Genomic DNA, 1,000 nt, shown 5'->3' with positions numbered 1-1,000 from the left:
GACTCCATGAAGTCGGAATCGCTAGTAATCGCGGATCAGAATGCCGCGGTGAATACGTTCCCGGGCCTTGTACACACCGCCCGTCACACCATGGGAGTTTGTTGCACCAGAAGTAGGTAGTCTAACCTTAGGGAGGACGCTTACCACGGTGTGGCCGATGACTGGGGTGAAGTCGTAACAAGGTAGCCGTAGGGGAACCTGCGGCTGGATCACCTCCTTAACGAAAGATTGACGATTGGTAAGAATCCACAACAAGTTGTTCTTCATGACGATGTATCTGAGGGTCTGTAGCTCAGTTGGTTAGAGCACACGCTTGATAAGCGTGGGGTCACAAGTTCAAGTCTTGTCAGACCCACCACTAACGACAAGCAAGCAATTGCAGAGCGAATAGAAATCAGAACATTGACTTAAATGATAAGCTGGGGACTTAGCTTAGTTGGTAGAGCGCCTGCTTTGCACGCAGGAGGTCAGGAGTTCGACTCTCCTAGTCTCCACCATAGATTATAGAGCTTAGTAAGTTTATGCTTATTAATCTCTGTGATTTATCACAGTTGACTGCAGTCCGACGAGGATGCAGTGAATCATTAACAGATTGGCAAAATTGAGTCTGAAATAAATTGTTCACTCAATCAATATACGTTAACGCGTTGTTATGACGGGTTGATGAACGTAGATTGAATTGAGAACTAGCAAATTAACTGAATCAAGCGTTTTGGTATATGAATTTAGATTGAAGCTGTACGGTGCTTAAGTGCACGGGACTTCGAACTGTAGATTAAATAGATAATTGATTATCTATTTAATTGTCTTAATCCTACTTGTAGGGATTAACGACTGTTTGGGGTTGTATAGTCAAGTAATTAAGTGCATGTGGTGGATGCCTTGGCAGTCAGAGGCGAAGAAAGACGTGATAGCCTGCGAAAAGCTCCGGGGAGGCGGCAAATATCCTTTGATCCGGAGATTTCTGAATGGGGAAACCCACTTACCATAAGGTAGGTAT

2 tRNA genes and 2 rRNA genes are annotated in these 1,000 nt (G+C 44.7%); all 4 read left to right on the top strand.

What is annotated here, in order from left to right:
- A 16S ribosomal RNA gene (locus FTU50_RS15340) occupies positions 1-220 on the top strand; the annotation flags it as partial.
- Positions 221-281: 61 nt separating this feature from the next.
- Positions 282-358, top strand: a tRNA-Ile gene (locus FTU50_RS15335).
- 63 nt (positions 359-421) lie between these two features.
- Positions 422-497: transfer RNA gene (locus tag FTU50_RS15330), tRNA-Ala, on the top strand.
- Between the two features lie 353 nt (positions 498-850).
- A 23S ribosomal RNA gene (locus FTU50_RS15325) occupies positions 851-1,000 on the top strand; the annotation flags it as partial.

Origin of the sequence: Acinetobacter sp. YH12112, from assembly GCF_013418945.1 — a bacterium.
GTDB lineage: Bacteria > Pseudomonadota > Gammaproteobacteria > Pseudomonadales > Moraxellaceae > Acinetobacter > Acinetobacter indicus.
The sequence above is the reverse complement of the archived record's forward strand: the minus strand, read 5'-3'. Positions and strand labels throughout refer to the sequence as shown.